This is a genomic window from Ruegeria jejuensis (assembly GCF_041537905.1).
Lineage (GTDB): Bacteria > Pseudomonadota > Alphaproteobacteria > Rhodobacterales > Rhodobacteraceae > Ruegeria_C.
The window spans coordinates 1-19,285 of record NZ_JBGRUO010000020.1 but is presented as its reverse complement, the minus strand read 5'-3'; the positions used below and the strand labels follow the sequence as shown (position 1 = coordinate 19,285).

Here is a 19,285-nt window from a genome sequence, read left to right as displayed (position 1 = left end):
CGGCTAGGGTGCGCGGCAACCCCAAGCGGTACGTCGCGGCCCGGTTGCAATTGGGCGCGGCGGCCAGGAACAGCGTCACATGAAGACGCGCAGGAAGGGAATGACAGGCAATGAGCACGCGCAGGGCATCAGCGCTCAAATTTCAGGTCACCACCAAGAATTCCGCGGAATTCCGAACCTGGTTCCGGGGCGAATACACCAATGGCAACCCGCATCTGGCGCATCTGCTGAGCGAGGATGCGATGGACAAATACGTGCTGCATGGCTGGACGCCCGAGGCCCCCATCATCACGCCCGAGACCCAGATCACCGCCTTTGGCAGCTGTTTCGCCGCCAATATCTCGAACTACCTGTCGCAGCGGAACTACAATGTCCTCAACAAGGACAAGAACGCCAAGCGCGCCTATGTGGTGGGCTGCGGCGAGGGGATGGTCAATTCCTTCGTGATCCGCCAGCAATTCGAATGGGCCTGGGAGAACAAGGTCTTCGACCAACCACTCTGGCATGGCTACAAGGCCGAGGAATACGGCTATGACGCTGAGGTACAGGCCACCACCAAAGAGATCTTCGACAACACGGATGTCTTCATCCTGACCTTCGGCCTGTCCGAGATCTGGTATGACGAACCCACCGGAAACGTGTTCTGGCGCACCATCCCCAAGGAAAGCTATGACCCCGAGCGCCACAAGTTCCGCGTCAGCACCGTCGAAGAGAACAAGGACAATCTGCGCGCCATCTACGATCTGATCCGCAAGCACCGCCCGGATGCCAAGATCATCTACACGCTGTCACCGATTCCCCTGCTGGCCACCTTCCGCAACAATTCCTGCATCACCTCGAACTCTGTTTCCAAAAGCGTGCTGCGGGTCGCGATCGACGAGGTAATCCGCGAAAAGCAGGAGGAGGGCGTGCTGCATTACTGGCCCTCTTACGAGATCATCACCGATGTGTTCCGTCAGCCCTACAAGCCGGACCGCCGCCACCCCTACGAAGAGGTGCTGGATTACATCATGATGCTGTTTGAAAAGACCTGGTGCATCCCGCATGACAATGAAGAGGCGGATCGTCCCGACATCAAGGTGGGCTTTGCCAAGGCGCTGGTGGCCGCAAGGCTGGTGCCCGGTGTGATCACGCGGGTCATCGCCAAGGACAAGGATCACGCCATCAACCGGCTGCTGGCCCGTGACCAGATCATGGACGAGCCGAAATCGGAACGCTCGATACGGCGGTTCCTGAAAAGCTTCCTGAAAGACGCCGACGCGGCCTGAACCCGGAGCTGAGCCATGTCCGATGCGGAACCTGTCCTGCCTCTGGCGCTGCGGGAATGTGCGGCGCGCGGCCTGTCCGCCGATGCGTTGTTTCCGTTCCAGTTCACCCTGGGGCCGGTGTCCTGCGCCGGGGTTTCCGGTCTGATCCCGAAACCCTTCGGCGACCGAACCCTGTCCCATTCCCGCCGCCTGGCCGTGGCTGCGTTGCGCGACGGTGCGGGTGTCGAGATCGGCTATTGCCTGGGGGTGGCCGTGGATGCGGCGGGCGCGCGGCTGCGCGACCGGGTGCTGAGCGATGTCACGGTCGGCACCGATGATTTCTGGCTGCGGATCGAGGAATTCGTAATCGGTCTGGCGGGCCGCTACCTGCTGTTGCTGCGCGACGGGCGCGAGGATCGCATCTATGGCGATGTGAGCAGCAGCTATCCTTGCGTGTTCGATCCGCAGAGCGGGCAGGTGGGTACAACCCTGCTGATGGCGCTGCCCCGGGACATCGTCGAGAGCGAGGCGGTGGATTATCAACTGGCGCTGGCCGGTACGCAGCGGATGCCCTTTGGCCATAGCCGCGACCGGTTTGCCCGGCGGCTGGCGGCCAATCACTATCTGCGCCTGTCGGACATGTCCGAACACCGGTTCTGGCCGCGCCCCGGGGATGTGGCTGACACCGATGATCCCGCCACCGAGATCGCGGCGATCCGCACCCGGCTGGCACAGATCATCACCGGCATCGTCACGTCGGACCGGGCGGCGCTGCCCTTGAGCGGCGGCAACGATTCCCGCAACCTGCTGGCCTGCGCCAAACCGGTGCGGCATCAGATCGCCCGTTATTTCACCCAGACCCATAACCGCAACAGCCGGGTTGATTTCAGATCGGCACAGGGTCTGGCGCAGGTGTTTGACATTGCGTTGGAACATCACAAGCTCGAGACTGCCTTCACCGGCGACGCGCTTGCAGAGCGGACCGGGGCCTTTGCCCTGACCACCGGGTACGGCGTGCCGCTGCCGCATACCTACAACACGAATTTCTGGGATGATCTGGGCCGCGACGAGATCGTGATGGTCGGCAATGTGATGGAAGTGCTCCGGGCGGCACATTGGAGGACGGATGATATTAATCACCGCAAGCTGAACCGGAAATTCGGCCTGAAACGGTGCCTGTTTGTTGGCGGTCGAGACTTTACCGGCGAATTCGTCTCCAGATGGTTGCCGGATTACAATAGCTGGTATGAGGAACTGCCGCGGGATGCGCAGCGGAAATACATAGATTTCGGTTTTCTGGAGCATTACCTGCCCAATTTCGGGCTGGCGGCCTGCGGGTATCGGGACAATTTCTATCTTGCGCCCTTCAATGACCGCGCGCTCTATGCACGCTCGGCCCGCTTGCCGCTCGATTACCGGTTTTCCAACCAGGCCAATACCGATCTGCTGGCGCTGGCCGCGCCCGAACTGGCCGAGGTGCCGTTTGCCTGGGAAATCCATTCGGGCAAGGCGGCCTGACGTCAGCCGCGCCATGGCGCGCGCGACCCCAGCGCCCCGTCGAGACAATACGCGTTGCATGCGCAAAAGAGGCAAACTAGTTCTGGGTCCGAATTGCAGGGAGTTCATTGATGCAACGCATTTTCGTGACCGGCACCGCCGGCTTCATCGGCTATCACCTGGCGCGGCTGCTGCTGGATGAAGGGTTCATCGTCGGCGGCTTTGACGGCATGACCGACTATTATGATGTGCGTCTCAAGCAACGCCGTCACGCGATGCTGCATCAAAGCCCCAATTTCCGCGCCACCGAGGCGATGCTGGAAGATAATGACGCGCTGGCCGGGGCGATCGAGGCGTTCGAGCCGGATGTGATCGTGCATCTCGCCGGTCAGGCGGGGGTGCGCTACAGCCTGGAGAACCCGCGGGCCTATGTGGATTCCAACGTGGTCGGCACGATGAACGTGATGGAGGCCGCGCGCGCCGTCGGCGTCCGGCATCTGCTGATGGCCTCCACCTCCTCGGTCTATGGCGCCAATGAAGAGATGCCGTTTCGCGAGACCGACAAGGCCGACACCCAGCTCACCATCTATGCCGCCACCAAGAAGGCCAATGAGAGCATGGGCCACGCCTGGGCGCATATTCACAACCTGCCGATCACCATGTTCCGCTTTTTCACGGTCTATGGCCCCTGGGGACGGCCGGATATGGCGCTGTTCAAGTTCACCCGCGGCATCCTCGAAGGCACGCCGATCGACATCTACAACCATGGCGACATGTATCGCGACTTCACCTATGTCGAGGACCTGGTGCGCGGCATCCGGTTGCTGATCGATGCGGTGCCGGGCGGGCCCGAGACCGCGGTCGAAGATGACACGCTGAGCCCGGCTGCCCCTTGGCGTGTGGTCAATCTGGGCAATTCCGACAAGGTCAAACTGCTGGATTTCGTTGATGCGATTGAGGCGGAACTGGGGCGCGAAGCGATCCGGAACTACATGCCGATGCAGACCGGCGACGTGCCCGCCACCTGGGCTGATGCCAGTTTGTTGCAGAACCTCACCGGCTACCGCCCGCAGACCGATTTCCGGGATGGCGTGGCGCGGTTTGTTGCCTGGTATCGCGATTATTACGAGATCTGACGCCCGGGGCGATTCTGCCGCCTGCGTCGAGCCCGGCGCAAATGCGACATGCCCCGGATATCGGGATAGCTGCAACTATCTGTTTTTAAGTATAATTTCGGCCTCTTCTATGAGGCCGCTCTCAAGAAACAGAGCTCATATATAAGTCAGGTTATGTTAAATAACGGGGGTTTTCAGAGATATTCCTGCCGTAGGTGCCTATGGAACGCCGGTAGGGCAAGCCAAGCGTATGGCGTCGCGCCGGGGGCTCGATTCGGTTCGGGATGTTGTCAAATTGCCTAAATTTGTGGGGATTGTTCCGAGAATCACACATCCTCTCATCAATTTGCGGCGCAAGGCAGGGAATTTTCGGGCAAACTTAAGGCAAATGAGTTTGGCGCTTGCGGTGACGTTAAGGAATGGTAAACTCTCACCACAATACCGCCCCGCATATTTTTGTCGGTGGGGTGTTGGGAGATTACTGTTTGGTAAAGTCTTTTTTGTGTGTGGCGAGTGGGGGTATCTGTGATGTCTTTGGATTCCGTGACATCTGTGTCGGGGGAAGATAGGGCTTTTGTCGGAGGAAGTGAGGCGGCGTGCCGTTTCTCACGTTCTGTTGGCGAAGTCAGTATTGCCGGTGGATACCGGTTATCCGAGAAGTTCGTGAAGCGGCTTTGCGATGTCGCGTTGTCGTCGATGATGATCGTGCTGTTTGCACCCATCATGGCGTTGCTGTCGCTGTACATTGTCGCGGTGTATCGGGTATCGCCGATCTTTCGCCATGACCGTGTTGGCCTGGATGGCAAGGTCTTCTCCTGCCTGAAATTCCGTACCATGGTGCCCAATGCCCGCGAGGTGCTCGACAGGCTCCTGGCCGAGGATCCGATCCGGCGCCGGGAATGGGAGCAGACGCAAAAGCTGAAGGACGATCCACGGGTCTTTCCCGGTCTGGGAAATCTGATGCGTCAGTCGAGCCTGGATGAGCTGCCGCAGATCTTCAACGTGTTCTTCGGAGATATGAGCATTGTGGGTCCGCGTCCGGTGACGCGCGAAGAGCTGGCTCATTATGGCTCGGACAAGGTCTATTACGAGGCCGTGAAACCGGGCATAACCGGTGCCTGGCAGATCGGTGGCCGTTCCGACACGTCATATGAAGAGCGCGTCTCGCTGGATGTGTGGTATGTCCGCAACCTGAGCTTGCGGCTTGATCTTCAGATTTTCTTGAAGACCGTGCTCTTGTTTGTCACCGGTCGACTGTCCGGCGCTGTCTGACCGGGCCTTCGGGCCCGGGGAAGTCCCCAGATTCTGAAGGACGTGTTATGTTCGATGACGAGCATGACTATGAGGAGCGGTGCCGATAAGAGCCAGCCAGCCACAAGCCATGCAACCCAGGATCCCCCCACCACCAGCCATACGGCAAGGCACGATCCGATTGAAACGGCTGAGGAAAAGAACAATCTGGATATGATCATTGCTTATCTGGATCCTGCCTGTTAGCAAACGCGGAGTCGCACCCGTTCTCATGCGGAGTCGAATGCCCTGATGTTGCGGGATTTCGACCATAAATGGAACTTCAAAATTGCTTTACAAGGTCGTAAGCAAAATATGGCCGCGCTGGTGACGGGACATGAATATTGATATTGGGATCTGCACGTTCCGGCGCGACAGCTTGTACGGGACCTTGGAAAGTCTGGCCGCCCAGCAAGGTCCGGACAGCCTGAAGCTCCGGATCATTGTCGCTGACAATGACGAACAGCCCCTCAAACAGGCCGAGATCGAAGCGCAGGCAAAAGAGCTGGGGCTGACTCTGTGGTACGTACATGCCCCGGCCCGCAACATCTCGATCGCGCGCAACGCCTGCCTTGAACATTCTGATGCGGACCACCTGCTGTTTATCGATGATGACGAGATTGCCGGGCCGGATTGGGTCGCCAGTCTTCTCGAAACCGCGTCACAGGAACAGGCCAAGGTTGTGTTCGGCCCGGTTCATGCGGTCTACCCGACGGGCGCGCCCGATTGGATGCTTGAAAACATGGCCCATTCAAGTGTGCCATCGGCCCTGAACGGCACTGTAGAGACGGGATTTTCCGGCAATGTCCTGCTGGACCGGCGCGACCCGACCCTGCGCGCGGCCCGGTTCCGTCTCGATTTCGGTCGCACCGGGGGGGAAGATATCGACTTCTTCTTCCGGCTGCATCGCAGCGGCGTTCCCATGGCAATCTGCACGAGCGCCATCGTCCGTGAACCGGTGGCCCCTGCGCGGCTGTCTTTCAAATGGCTTTGGACCAAGACCATGGCAACGGGTACGATCTACGGGTTCTGCGCCCTGCAGGGACAGCCGCGAAAGCGACCGCTGCTGCTGCTCAAAAGCCTGGCAAAGGCGTCATATTGCGGGATGCGTGCGGCGGCCTCGGTGGCGCGCAAAAACAGATGCGCCTTCTGGGCGCTCCGGGGCGGGTTCCACCTCGGGGTTCTGAAGGGCTGTTTTACCAGGCCAAATCACGAATTTTACGGCGGCTGAAGCCCCGTCCGCTTTCAGGCTGCGCGTGTTTTGACAGCCCGGATCATGTCACTATCCGCCGAATAGAGTGTTTCCAGACGCGTCCTGAGAGAGGCATCAATAAAATCTTCGTCCTGAGGCATTGTGCCCATGTCCGTAAAGCGGCGGGACAGCTCTGCGCTTGGAATGTCCATCGCTTTCGGAAGATAGGCTTTCTGGCTCTTGGTGGCATTCACGGGCTGTGAAAAATACTGATCCGCCAATGGCTGACCGATGATCGAACGCATCCTGTCATGCAGCGCGCCAATGGGGATCGCATCGGTGTAGCGGAAACGCTTGAGGTGCCAGACTTGCGGCAGCACATGCCGGTCGAGCGCTGTGAAATCTTCCCGCAGGTAATGCGTGGCGAACCGCCGGAATGTTGTCTGGTCGGGGTCTTCGCCGGCAAGGGCGGGATACTTTCGGAACAAGTCCTCATGCCCGCTGCGCATGATGAATTTGTTCTTGAACAGCGAGACGATCCGCGCGACCGGATCGCGATACACAAACACGATGCGGTCACACAGGGGCGCATCAACCGAGCGCATCATCTGGTGTTTGACCAGGAAATCGATCGGGCGTTCTCCGGATGCGGGGTCGTAATCCGCTTCGGCCAAATCCATAAACAAACGCTTGAAACTTGAGCAGGCATTTTTTCGGATGTAGCAATAGCCAAGCCGGACATCGCCCACCTGGCCGTGCAAATGCAGCTCACCCCGGCGCCCAAGGCGGTCCATTACTTTCTGACCGTATCCCAGACCCGTCCGGTCCAGAATGGTTCGATTGTCCAAGCCAGTTGTCTCTAGACCATCCATGAGATGCTCCTACTCCGCAGCATTGCCACGCTGCTTATATTCACCCAGGCACTTCAGCAACAGAGCCTTCGGCAATCAAGCCTCTTCATCGAATAGATAACTTGCCCTGCAACATCGGGTCCGTTAGGGGGTCATCGGGGCGAAAGGGTTGGTGCCTTGGCGAATAGATTTCCCGATTTCATCATTGGCGGTGCGCCGAAATGCGGCACGACCTCGCTGCATTTCATTCTGAATCAGCATCCTGCGATCGGTTTGCCCGACGAAGAGATACATTACTTTGACGCGGATGATCCTGTCACGCATCCGGATTTTTTCTTCCATAAAGATGGCGAATTGATCCATTATGACAATCGGGCCGAAAATGGCGAACTCCTGTCCCATTATGCCGCATGTTTTGCACCCTTTGCCGATCTGCCGCTGGTCGGAGAGGATTCGACCACCTATCTTTTTTCCGAAGTGGCGCCTGTACGTATCCGTGACCGTCTGCCGGAGGTGCGGCTGGTCTTTATGTTGCGCAATCCGGTTGCGCGGGCCTATTCGCAATACTGGCACATGGTCAAAAGCGGGAGGACCATCTGCACCTTCGAGCAGGCAATCCACACGCACTTGGCCATCATTCTCGGATCGACCTATCTGCCGCATCTGAAGCGCTATTACGACATTTTTGGTTCCGACCGGGTCAAGGTTGTCCTGTTTGAGGATTTCATCGCCAACAATCAGGCCGCGATTGATGGGGTCACCGATTTCCTCGGCACCTCGCGGATGGAGGTGCGCGACGAGGCCTCCTGGTTCAACAAGACCTATTACCCGACCAGTCTGACAGGCCAGCTTGCCCTTAATCGGGTCGGTCGGAAAGTGGTCGCCTGGCGATACGGCAATCATCTTGGCAGCCGCCGGGGGCCGGGAGTGGGCCTGCGCCAGAAGCTCCACCATCTCTGGTTCACCCGGGTCAACAAAATTCTGCTCAAGGCCGAGCGACCGCCGCCGATGCGAGAGAGCACCCGGGACTATCTGAGTGATCACCTGTCCCGCCGTAACGACGGGCTCTCCGAGTTGTTAGGTCGGGATCTTGCGGCGCTCTGGCCGGGTTTTGACGGCTGATCCGGGGGGGCGTTCAGCCACTAGCCTGGCCTGAAGACAGCGATGGCTTTGCGCAGGTCCTTGCGCTGTATTAAGACCATCAATCCCAGACCAACGGTCAGGATGCATCCGGCGATACCGATTTCCGCCACATGTCCGGGGGACAGGAACGACCGCAGCGTGGCGTGACAGCACACCATCACAAAGGACAGCAGCACCGGCACAAAAAGCGTGCGCAGGCAGTCTGGCACAGAGATCGGCACAACCTGCCGCGCCAACAGCCAGCCTCGGGGCACGATCAGCAAGCCCCAGATCGAAATGGCGGTTGCAACGGCGAGGACCCCGGACAGCGCGGCAGCGGTGACCACCAGAATGATATAGAGCGCTGCGGATTGCATGCTCAGCTTCACCTGCAGATCCGTGCGGTTGGTGGCGCGAAAGATGCAGGCGAGCAGGACCACGGCGATTGCCTCGAAGGTAAGGCCGGAGATCGACAAGGCAAAGATCGGTGCGACCTGTGCCCATTCTGCGGACAGCATCACGGTGAACACCGCCGTGCCGGCCACGGCTGTCATCGCAAGGGCCGGAAACAGAAGCGTTGCCATCAGCTTCATCGCGCTCAGATAGATTTCCACCAGACGCGCGGGATTGTCCTGTGCCTTGGCCATGCGCACATAGACAACGGTCGAGACCGGCCCGACCAGGCCGAATTGCGGCAGCCTGGAAAACCGTGCGCTCATCGAGAACAGGCCCAACGGCGCCTCGCCGTTGAGCTTGCCGATGGCAATGACGGCGGATTGGGTCCTCATTGCCGAAATGGCCGAAACGGTCAGGGCGTTGCGGGCAAACAGCAGATGCCCACGGACCAGATGGGGTTTGAATACCAGGTTGGGTCGGAAATTGGACAGAGAGATGATCCCTGCCAGCCTGACGACTGCCAGGGAAACCTGCTGGGCCACAAGTGCCCATACTCCTGCCCCCAGAATAGCGAGGCCAACAGCAAGGCCAAGGCTGACCACCGTCGTTATCGTCTGGACCTTGGCGATGCCGGTATAGTTCTCACGCCGCTCGATCTCGGCGTTTGGGGCGGCAGACACCGCCTGGCATAGCGGCACGATCGCCAGCGCGGCAAGGATCGGCACCAGATCCGGCTGCTCGAAGAAGGCCGCCCAGAGCGGACCGATTGCGAGTATGGCAACCGCCAGCCCGACCCCCACCGCCACCAGAAGCCAGAACACGCTGACCCATTCCTCGTGATCATAGGAGGGCGTTCGGATCAGCGACCGCCCAAGACCGGCATCGCTGAGCACGCTGCAAAACACCACCACCGACATGGCCATCGCCATCAGGGCGAACTCGTCAACCGTCAGGTGCCGTGCAACAATCGGCAGCACCAGAACCTGGGACAGGGCCAGGAACAGGCGCGCCGAGACAAGCGAGCTGACATTGACGAAAAACCCTCTGGCCGGACGCCCGTCAGGAGACTGATTCATCGTCATGTCACATCAGTCCAGGGATTTCACATCCGCCCAGTCAAAGGTCTTGATCGCCTCGCCGGGGGTCGTCTGTGCCAGCCAGTCCGGCTGTGCGAAGCCGGGCCAGCAATCGCCCCCCTGCACGAAGGCCACCGGCACATAGGCGCTGCGGAACTTGTCGTCTGAATAGAGCCCGTCAAAGGCATTGTCGGCATGCGACCAGAAGGCCAGCGAATTGCCTTCCGCGCAGGGCCGGTTGAAGGCGGCCAGCACGTCGGGTGCGTGTTTCCAGAAGGTATCCTTGTCAAAGCTGGCATGGTTGCGCATGCCGACCTTGACCGGGTTGGCATGGGCCATCTCGACCCAGTTCAGGCCCAGCAGGTCGAGGATTTCGCCGTTATAGGCCAGCGCGATGCCCCCGGCGGGGCCGACCCCGATCGTGGGAAGCGGTTCGATCTCGTTCAGGAAATGGCCAAAGCCAAGCCCCTGCTCGACCAGCGTATATTCCTTCCGGATGTTGAAGCGCGACTGGTAATATTGCATCCAACCGGCCATCAGCAGGCCGATGGCGGCGGCTCCGGCGGCCAGCACCGCCGGGCCTCTGAGCGCAGAGCTCCGGGCCTGGGTGACACCCGCAGCAACCAGCAGCGCCAGGCAGAGCGGCAGCAGCGGAGCCACCGGCTGATAGAACCGCCACAGCACGAAGTGATCGCCGCCAAGTGCTGCATAGACCAGCAGGATGCCGAACACCGCAGCCCCGGCCACCAGCAGCGCGCGGGCACCGGGCCGGGCCTGCGTGGCGCTGATCAGCGCCCAGAGCACGCCGCCCAGCCAGATGACCACGAAGATCTCGACAAACGGGCTGCTCAGCAGGAAATCCAGCAGATACTTCAATCCGTCTTTCAGGCCCTGGACCTTGTCCGAGGAGACTTTGGCATAAAACGTGTTGGGAAAGGGCTGGCCGAAATAAGACAGCCGGAACGCGGTGACCGCCACAAACGACGCCAGCGCTGCCAGCACGCCCACCCCCAGGGCACGCCAGAACCGGGGCGCGAGCAGCAGGCTCAGCACCAGCAGTCCGATCGCGGCGGCGATCCCTTCGGGGCGCACCAGCGGCATCAGCAGCGCCGCGACCAGCAGGCAGAGCGTATGGCCCTGCCCCCGGTCGTCCTCGACCAGCCGGGCCAGCAGCGACACCATCCAGATCAGCAGCATCGACCAGAGCGCCAGCTCCATCATCGTCCAGACCGACCACATGAAATAGCCGGGGCTGGCGAGCAGGCAGGCCGCCAGGACCCAGATGGCGGGGCGCGGGTCGATCTCCAGCCAGTCGGCCAGCGCCCGTGCCAGCCGAAGCGTGGTATAGACCGCCACTAGGGCAAAAACGGCGCAAAGCGCAATGATGAGGAGTTCCGGTGTCGGTGTCAGGCTATAGGCCAGGGTCAGGATGGCGACCCATAGAAACGCGGTCGAGCCTTCGACCCGCTCGCCGCCGACATTGTAGACATAGCCTGCGCCATTGGCGACGTTTTCCGCATATGACCGCGTGATGGCGGCGTCGTCGATGCCGATAGCGGGCAGCCCGCCCGACAGCAGCCAGGCCAGCGCCGCGCCAATGACGGTCAGGCCCAGTGCCAGAAGGAAATCCTCGAAATGTCGTTCCTGTGCCATTGTCGTGTCCGGCCTCTTCAGAATTTCGTTTTCATGAATATACGTTCGGGCAGATGTGTGATCACCGCCATCAGGGCGCGCCAGCGCAGGTCCGAATAGACCTGCCTGCCCTTTTCCATGGCGCTCACCACCCGCTCGGCGAATGGCTCGGCATCGCTGGTCAGCGGTCCGGGCAGGTCCATGCCCTCGGTCATTGCGGTTCTGACAAAGCCCGGCTTCACCGTCATCACATGCAGATCGCTCCCCGCGTATTTCTGGCGCAGCCCCGAGATATAGGTGGCGAACCCGGCCTTGGCAGAACCGTAGACATAGTTCTTTGCCCGCCCGCGATCGCCCGCGACAGAGCCGATTGCCACGATCGAGCCGCCGCCTGATTGTGCCATGCGGGACGCGGCCTGTTCCAGAAACAGGCAGGGCGCCAGATAGTTGCTGTCCACGACCAGCTTTGTGGCCTGGGCATCCCCGGCGTCACGTTCCTGATCGCCCAGCACGCCGATGGCGCAGATGATGATTGACGGGGTTGCGGGCAGGCTGTCGAGAAAGCCCGCATGCCCGTCCAGATCCAGCACGTCGAACTCATGGGCAGTGACCGTGCAATTGTAACGGATCGACAGGTCGGACACGTCGCTGTCCAGCTCCCCTGCTCTGCGCGCGGCCAGCATCAGCGGATGGCCGCGCTTGGCCAGGGCGGCAGCGATGCCACGGGCAATGCCCGAGCGGGCACCGAGGATCAGGGCGGGGCGGTCGGCAGGTGTCACAGATTTAACCTCTGGGATAACAGGGATTGGAACAAGGGGCGCGATCCGGTGGCGTCGCGCAGGGTGCGAAAGATGGGCACCCCGTCGGCATATCCGGCTTCCAGCGTGGCTTGGCTCATGCGGCTGTCCTTGGCCATGTAAAGGCGGCCGCCATGCTGGCAGGTAATCTCGTCCATCTCCGTCATCAGTGTCAAAGCCTCGGGGGACAGTTGAAAGTCGAGCGCCAGAGTATAGCCTTCCATCGGGAAGGAAAGCGGGCGTTCCGGGCTTCCGGGCCCGAACCGTTTGAGCACCGCAAGGAACGATCCCAGACCGGCATCCGAAATGGCACCCAGCAATTTCAGCAGCGCCTCGCGGGAACTGGACAGCGGGAAGGCGCATTGGTACTGGGCAAACCCGCCTCTTCCATACATGCGGTTCCATTCCAGAATGGCATCCAGCGGATAGAAATATGTGTCGTAATCGACCAGCTGGGTTTCGGGTTTTCCGGAATTCACCTTGTAATAGAGCCGGTTGAACGCGCGCAGCGTGTAGGAATTCAGGGCCCAGGAGGGCGCGTCCATCGGCATGCGCAAGTTGCGGCGGGCGGGGATGTCAAACGGGCGTTCCGCTTTGGCGCCGTCCAGCGCGTCGGGCGTTGCATGTTCGCCCAGAAACACCAGCGAGCGTCCGCGCGCGGCCCCTTTGGCCAGGCAGTCGATCCAGGCCACCGAATAGGTCGCGTCGTGATGCGCCTCGAAAATCTCGATCGCCTGATCCAGATCGCTGGCCTGAAGGGTCTTTTGGGTGATCCAGCCCGAGTGGACTTGCAGCAGCTGTGTACAGACCGTCAGGATATGCCCGGTCAGGCCGTTGCCGCCGATCGTGGCGTTGAACAGATCGCTGTTCTGCTCACGCGAACAGCGGCGCGTCTGACCATCCGCACAATAGAGGTCGAACCAGAGGACGTGATCTCCGAAACTGCCGACCTTGTGGTGGTTCTTGCCATGGGCATCCACCGCGATCAGCCCGGCCAGGGTCACGAATTTGGTCCCCGGCGTGACTGCCGGAAACCATCCGCGCGGCACAAAGACCTGCAGAATCTCGGCGATGCTCAGACCCGCCTCGGCGACCAGTTCGCCACTTGCCGCATCAAAGGACAGGATGCGGTTGCGCTGTGCCCCCATCAGCGTCAGGTCGGGATTCATCGCGATATCGCCATAAGAGCGGCCATGTCCGCGGGCGATCATCCCCTGCCCCGCCTGCGGGCTCAGATCCGCTAGGCGACCGGGATCGAGCGGCGCGGTGTTGCACGTTCTTCGGGGCCAGCGGGCCCAGCCGGACAGGGGTTGAAGCGTGCTCATGCCTTATGTCCGAACCCCGGATGCGCGACAAAGACGAAGCGTTTGTCCAATTGGTATTTGGTGCAATAGCCGATGCTCAGCCCCAGCACCGCGCCGGCCTCACGCATCAGGTCGCTTTGCCAGATCAGCCAGAACCCGTATTCGGTGCCCCAGAAGATCACGGTCGTCACCACACCCATCAGCGTATAGAGACCGAATTTCCGGGTCTGGGCATCTTTCGAAACGTCAAAGAAAATCCAGCGCTTGTCGAGATGGAACTTGACCACCAGACCGGTCACCGTGCCGGCGAAAATGGCCAGCGGAATGGCGAAACTGCCCTCATAGAGCGCCAGCGACAGGCGTTGCGTGAGCAGATTGACGATCGTGGCTACAACCGCAAACGCGCTGTAGCGAAACACAAGCTGGGTGAGTGTCATAACAGTGCGCTCGCCACGAAGACCGCGCCGCAGCAGGCAAACACAATCAGGCTGACCCGGTCGCGCAGGGCAAAGACGATCGGATCGTCATCCATCTCGCCGCGATACGAGATAATTGCTACGCGGTTGATCCAGTAGAGCAGCATCATGCAGACCAGCCAGAGCAGCTTGGGTTCGGAATAGAGGCTGACGACATTCGAGTTCGACACGTAAAGCGCCAGAATGACGATCGAGCAATAGCCCGAGGCCAGCATCGCGCCCAGCACCACCGGCAGATCGGAGACGCGATAGCCCCTTCCATCGGTGCTGGTCAGGTTGCGGGCTCGCAGATCGGTCAGTTCCGAAATCCGTTTGACGGCGGCCAGCGACAGGAACACGAACATGGAAAACGCCAGAAGCCATTCCGACAGCGGGATACCGGCGGCCGCCCCTCCGGCGATGATCCGGATGGTGTAGAGCGCGCCCAGGGTCCAGATGTCGATCATCAGCTTGCGCTTAAGAACCAGCGAATAGGCGAATGTCAGAGCCACATATCCCAGGAGAACAGCGGCAAAGGACGCGGAAAGGATCAGCGCGATCACCATCGCGGTCAGAAACAGCGCCCCGGAATGCACCACACCATGGGAGACCGGAATCGTCCCGGCAGCAAAGGGGCGGTTGCGTTTGCGCGGGTGCTGGCGATCCACATGCAGATCCAGCATGTCATTGATCAGATAGATGCTGGAAGCCGCCAGGCAGAAGGCGCAGAACGCAAAAAACGACGGCAGCAGCATCGCCATGTCATGCGCGGCCAGAGCGGGCACAAAAACAAGCAGGTTCTTGAGCCATTGATGCGGGCGCATGGCTTTCACGTAATGGCGCGCCCGCGCGAGGGCGCTGTCGGCGTCATCTCCGGTCAGATGGGTGGCGTCGAGGCCCATGTCATCGACATGCTGTCGTATGGATGCGTTCGACCCGACCGTGATCGCCTTGCGGGCCCGCGGCCACACGTCGAGATCCGCGCGCGAGTCCCCGACATAGTCGAAGCCTTTCTCGCCAAAGCGATCAACCAGCCAATCGGCCTTTTGCGTGCCGGACAGGTTGCGCGCGGCATCCGAGCCGACGGCCTCATCAAACAGGTTCAATTGCTCGGCGATCCGGCTGACCTGCCGCTGGTTCGAGGCCGAGACCAGCAGCACCTTGCGCCCGTCTGCCCTGGCCGTGCCAATGAGGTCGAGAACTTCGTCGCGCAGGGGAACAGAGGCCGCATCGACCACCATTTCGGAGGCCAGCCTGTCCTTGAACTCGGCCTTTCCCGACAGCAGCCAGGTCGCAATCTGCGGCAGCTTCACGGGATGCTTTGCAATGAACAGCAAAAGCGCCTCATGCATGGTGTCGGATTTTGTCAGCGTACCGTCCAGATCGACGATCAAAGGTACATCTGAGTGATCGGACGTGTCCATATCAGGGGTGTCAGCCATCTCGCGCCGCGCTGCAAAGGTCGACATCATATCTTTCCAAAACCAAATAATCGCAAAACTCAAGAAGCCCGGGGCCTCAAAGGAAATTCTAAATCATGCCGAACGCAGAGTTGGAAGGATAATCTCTCTGCGTGCTGCTGCGGTAAACCGCAAGGCGCAATATATATTCATCCTGGGCCAAGAAAACGAGAGTTCAAAACAAATTTGCAACAGGATCTTCGCCGCCGCCGGATCGTCCAGCAAAAGGAAACCGAAGCGCCGAAGATCTGCTCATTGTTTCCCGTACCCGGTTCGGGGATCGGGAAAGCGATCCGCAGGCCTGCCGGGGCATGGCCTGCGGTTGGAGGCATTCAGAAGATGAAGTCGCTTGCTTCAAGCTCTCCGGAGTTGATGCCGATCAGCGTCATCGTATTGCCGAGCCCGTCATCAATCACGGCGTTTGCCGAGCCCGACAGATGTGCCTGCAAATTGGCGAAATTGTCGATCGCGGCCACACCCGAGAGATCGATCCGGTCGCCCGGACCGAAGTCGATCACCTGATCCGCGCCGGTCGAGAACACCATCGTATCCGCGTCCGCACCGCCGCGCAGTGTGTCATTGCCAGCCCCACCATCCAGCAGGTCGATGCCGGCACCGCCCCAGAGCTCGTCATTTCCGGCTAGCCCCAGCACGGTGTCGTTGCCGTTGCCGCCAAAGACCGTGTCGTTGCCGTTGCCGGCCCGGACGGAATCATCGCCGTCCTTGGCGAAGATCCGGTCGTAGCCGGCACCGCCGCCGATCATGTCATTGCCATCGCCGGCCATGATTGTATCGCGCCCGTTGCCGCCCCAAACCGTGTCGTTGCCCGCGCCGCTGTCCAGTTTGTCATTCTGCGCGCCGCCACCGATCCGGTCATTGCCGCCACCGGCAGAAACCGTGTCATCGCCATCGCCACCCCACAGCGCGTCCTGGCCGCCCAAGGCCGAAACATAATCGTCACCTTCAAGGGCGGAAACCATATTGTCGCCGGAACCGGCAATGATCCTGTCATCGTCGGAACTGCCCTTGAGGATGTCGTCGCGATGGGTGCCGCGCAGTTCCTTATCGGTTGTATCTCCTCCGCCTGTGCCGAAGTCCTGGTCGATGGAGTCGATCCCGTCTGTGTAGTAATGCTGAACTTCGTTTGACGGGGGTGTGAAGCCGTTGATCTTGTATGGCTGCAGCTCCGAATCTTTGAACCCTTGAAGGCGCAGCGGGATGAACACGGCCTGGTTTTCACCGGTCATCCGATCCCCGACCCACCAGTAGAACGCCAGATCCCAGGTGCCGTTGCTGTTCTGGATCGCGCCGTATTTTTCGAGCGCATAATCCACATCGCGAGACTGCAATTCGGTCTGCAGCCCGTCAAATGTATGCACATCCTGACGATACCAGGTGTTTGCGTGGAAGTTGAACGTGCCGAGACTGTCGGTCAGCGTGCCGCGGATGTCGATCTCGCCTCCATCCGGGCGGATCACCATCTTGGTGCCGCCATCCGCCTTGAAGGTGATCTGCTCGACGGGGGTCACTTTCGAACCATCGATGATCCGGTTGTCAAAGCTGACCAGGTTCCCGCTCATGTCGCGCGCCGTAAGGCCGCGATCGACGTCATTCCATGTCACGTCGACATAGGTCCCGTCGGCATTGTAGCCACGCGCGTTGAACACCTCGAACGCGTCTTCCACATGGACATTGGACAGGTTGATGCCCTCGGCCTTGTCGCCCACCTTGAAGCCGCGACCGACGCCGACAAACAGTACATCCTTGAACACATATTCATTGGTGTAGTTGAAGATGTGCACCGCCTCGCCATCGACCTCATAGGCAGTCAGATCCGAAAAGGTCTGCTGGATGTCGGTGGCGTTGTCGATGTTGCGGTGACCGGTGAAGATGCCTTCTTCGACGGCGATGATCTGGTTGCCGGAGAAGCCCATGATCGACGTCTCCTCTTCGTCGAAACGCTCTTTCTCCTTGAACGGGTTGCCCGAGGGATCGAACTGCACGACATCGGTTGTCGGGCCCTGGGTGCTGGTTTCGGAGGTGTTGAACATCCAGGCGGTCTTGGAGTTCGCGGCGATATTGTCCTGCTGGATGATCTGCCGCGCCTGGCTTTCATAAGCGACGCCTTCGATACCGAAATCGCCGGATTTCTCCAGGGTCAGGACATTCGCGTCACCATCGCGGTTGGGATCGCGCCCGGTGCCGACGGTGGAGGTGACAAAATTGCCGATCCATTGGCCGGTTTCATTGGCGTCTTCTGACACAATCCCGGCGCCGGCGACGCCATAGACGAAATTATAATCGACGGCCGCGTGGCTGTCGTGATGCACGATGCCCCAGCCGGGGCTGCCGGTGACCGAATTGCCCTCGAGTATCGCGAGCTTGGCGTCCTCTTCGGCGCCGGTGCGGTGGATGTGCAGCGCATAGCGGCCCTCCACATTCTCGGTGCCGGGATTGCGCGCGGTCCCGATCACATCACCGGGGCCGTTCTTGATGTCGGGGCCGCGGTTCGACCAGTCGTCCTCGTCCCAAAGCTCGTTGGTGTTGATCGGCTTGGATTTGTCCGTCCGGCCCAGCTCGTCGAACTCGGCATAGCGCACTTCCACATCCGCGTTGTGCATGAACATCACATGGCCGCGCACCCCTTCGGGGTTCTCCGACGAGATCGTCACATTGCGCGAGGAGTTGCCCACATAGACGGATAGTTCGTTGTCGATCCCGTCGCGGCCCTCGTAGTCCGGCGTCGTGTGATCGTATTTGAGGGGCCGGTTGAGGGTGACGGTGCCGGTTTTTGCGTCAATCGCGACGATTGTCACCTCTTCGTCCTGTGTCTGCAGGACGCCGTTCGAGTCATTGCCGATATGTTTGGTGCCCATGACCACCAGGCTGTCGCCGACCTGCCAGCTGTCGACATCGCCTTCCAGCTTGAGCGTCCGGTCACCCGCCTCGGGCTCTTCGGCCAGCCTGAGATAGGGGGCTTTGGTGGCGCCGTGAATCTCCACCGCGCCATGGGTGACGACCCCGTGGCCCAGCTGGCTGGGGTCCTCGGACAGGTTGATTTTGCTATCGGTGATCACGATCTCGGCGTTGACATCGGCCTGCACCGGATTGCCCTCGACCCCGATCGTCAGCGTGGAGGACGACCCGGTCAGCAGCGATTCAACTTCCATCCGGGTGTCGGTATCGACGGCGAAATGCAGCCCGCCATCAACGCCCACCGTCCCCAGCTCGGCCGTACTCACACCGTCATAGACAACGGAGATGCCGTGCGGAATATAAGCATCCGACCCGGCGCCAGGCACTTTGCCGCCTGCCCAGGTTGCGCTGTCGAACCAGGACCCGCCCTTGATGGCGACGGAGGTGCTCCAATCACTGGCATCCGGCATCAGGTTCATCAGGTTGAGATGCTCGCCCTGCTTGACGGAATCGTCCATATGCGCAGAATGATGCGCCCCCGACAGCGCCTCCTGCTGCATCATGACGGCTTCGGCGCGTGTGGTGCTGCCGGACCCGGTCAGATCCTGTTCCCCGCCACCAGTTCCATGCCCGGAGTGATGCATCTCCGTTGAGTGGTTCATGTCGTCCATTACTGCTCCAGTCGCCCCGCATACCGAAGCCCCGGCCAAAAGGCCGACGCAAAAGATCAGAACGGAACAAGCCGCCCTGAATTCGGTGTTGTCATGATTCCGAGACGACTGAGTGTATCGTCCCGAATTTGCAACGCTGGCGTACCGTGCCAAAATGGCAAGAACCATAGTCCTAAAAAAGCAGTCTAAAGATCGGCAAATTCCTGCGTGAAACAATGCAGGACCGCTCCATATTCCGCCTATCAGAACCTCGCGAAAAATCGT

At 60.3% G+C, this 19,285-nt stretch carries 14 protein-coding genes; 6 read left to right on the top strand and 8 right to left on the bottom strand.

Annotated elements, in window-relative coordinates; genetic code table 11:
* Nucleotides 1-110: 110 nt before the first annotated feature.
* The 5 genes from AB1E34_RS19615 to AB1E34_RS19595 all read left to right on the top strand — a co-directional run bounded on the left by AB1E34_RS19615 (nt 111) and on the right by AB1E34_RS19595 (nt 6,380).
* The gene (locus AB1E34_RS19615; protein WP_372574008.1) at nt 111-1,268 is read left to right on the top strand and encodes a GSCFA domain-containing protein; all 1,158 of its coding nucleotides are present in this window, start codon (nt 111-113) and stop codon (nt 1,266-1,268) included.
* A gap of 15 nt (nt 1,269-1,283) precedes the next feature.
* Nucleotides 1,284-2,765 carry a hypothetical protein gene (locus AB1E34_RS19610; RefSeq protein ID WP_372574007.1) on the top strand — a complete coding sequence of 494 codons (1,482 nt, stop codon included), beginning with the start codon at nt 1,284-1,286 and terminating at the stop codon, nt 2,763-2,765.
* 110 nt (nt 2,766-2,875) lie between these two features.
* On the top strand, nt 2,876-3,880 hold the full coding sequence (locus AB1E34_RS19605) for an NAD-dependent epimerase/dehydratase family protein (protein ID WP_372574006.1): 1,005 nt from the start codon (nt 2,876-2,878) through the stop codon (nt 3,878-3,880).
* Nucleotides 3,881-4,522: 642 nt separating this feature from the next.
* A complete protein-coding gene (locus tag AB1E34_RS19600; protein ID WP_372574005.1) occupies nt 4,523-5,131 on the top strand; it encodes a sugar transferase in 609 nt (202 codons plus the stop codon).
* Nucleotides 5,132-5,486: 355 nt separating this feature from the next.
* A complete protein-coding gene (locus AB1E34_RS19595) occupies nt 5,487-6,380 on the top strand; it encodes a glycosyltransferase family 2 protein (RefSeq protein ID WP_372574004.1) in 894 nt (297 codons plus the stop codon).
* 14 nt (nt 6,381-6,394) lie between these two features.
* Here AB1E34_RS19595 and AB1E34_RS19590 read toward each other — a convergent pair whose 3' ends face one another.
* Complete coding sequence (locus AB1E34_RS19590; protein WP_372574003.1) at nt 6,395-7,213, bottom strand: sulfotransferase family 2 domain-containing protein; 819 nt, start codon at nt 7,211-7,213, stop codon at nt 6,395-6,397.
* Nucleotides 7,214-7,369: 156 nt separating this feature from the next.
* On the opposite strand from AB1E34_RS19590, the gene AB1E34_RS19585 reads away from it, so the two are divergent.
* Nucleotides 7,370-8,314, top strand: coding sequence for a sulfotransferase family protein (locus AB1E34_RS19585; protein WP_372574002.1), 945 nt, complete (start codon nt 7,370-7,372; stop codon nt 8,312-8,314).
* A gap of 20 nt (nt 8,315-8,334) precedes the next feature.
* Here the strand turns inward: AB1E34_RS19585 and AB1E34_RS19580 are convergent, their stop codons facing one another.
* The 7 genes from AB1E34_RS19580 to AB1E34_RS19550 all read right to left on the bottom strand — a co-directional run bounded on the left by AB1E34_RS19580 (nt 8,335) and on the right by AB1E34_RS19550 (nt 19,021).
* The gene (locus AB1E34_RS19580) at nt 8,335-9,786 is read right to left on the bottom strand and encodes an oligosaccharide flippase family protein (RefSeq protein WP_372574001.1); all 1,452 of its coding nucleotides are present in this window, start codon (nt 9,784-9,786) and stop codon (nt 8,335-8,337) included.
* A 12-nt stretch (nt 9,787-9,798) separates the two neighbouring features.
* Complete coding sequence (locus tag AB1E34_RS19575) at nt 9,799-11,439, bottom strand: hypothetical protein (RefSeq protein WP_372574000.1); 1,641 nt, start codon at nt 11,437-11,439, stop codon at nt 9,799-9,801.
* 17 nt (nt 11,440-11,456) lie between these two features.
* A complete protein-coding gene (locus tag AB1E34_RS19570; RefSeq protein WP_372573999.1) occupies nt 11,457-12,197 on the bottom strand; it encodes an SDR family NAD(P)-dependent oxidoreductase in 741 nt (246 codons plus the stop codon).
* The gene (locus tag AB1E34_RS19565; RefSeq protein WP_372573998.1) at nt 12,194-13,540 is read right to left on the bottom strand and encodes an FAD-binding oxidoreductase; all 1,347 of its coding nucleotides are present in this window, start codon (nt 13,538-13,540) and stop codon (nt 12,194-12,196) included. The genes AB1E34_RS19570 and AB1E34_RS19565 overlap by 4 nt, the downstream gene beginning before the upstream one ends.
* Nucleotides 13,537-13,956 (bottom strand): GtrA family protein, encoded by a 420-nt coding sequence (locus AB1E34_RS19560; protein WP_306203589.1) that lies wholly within the window; start codon nt 13,954-13,956, stop codon nt 13,537-13,539. The genes AB1E34_RS19565 and AB1E34_RS19560 overlap by 4 nt, the downstream gene beginning before the upstream one ends.
* Nucleotides 13,953-15,443 (bottom strand): UbiA family prenyltransferase, encoded by a 1,491-nt coding sequence (locus AB1E34_RS19555; protein ID WP_372573997.1) that lies wholly within the window; start codon nt 15,441-15,443, stop codon nt 13,953-13,955. The genes AB1E34_RS19560 and AB1E34_RS19555 overlap by 4 nt, the downstream gene beginning before the upstream one ends.
* A gap of 323 nt (nt 15,444-15,766) precedes the next feature.
* The gene (locus tag AB1E34_RS19550; protein WP_372573996.1) at nt 15,767-19,021 is read right to left on the bottom strand and encodes a G8 domain-containing protein; all 3,255 of its coding nucleotides are present in this window, start codon (nt 19,019-19,021) and stop codon (nt 15,767-15,769) included.
* Nucleotides 19,022-19,285: the final 264 nt, after the last annotated feature.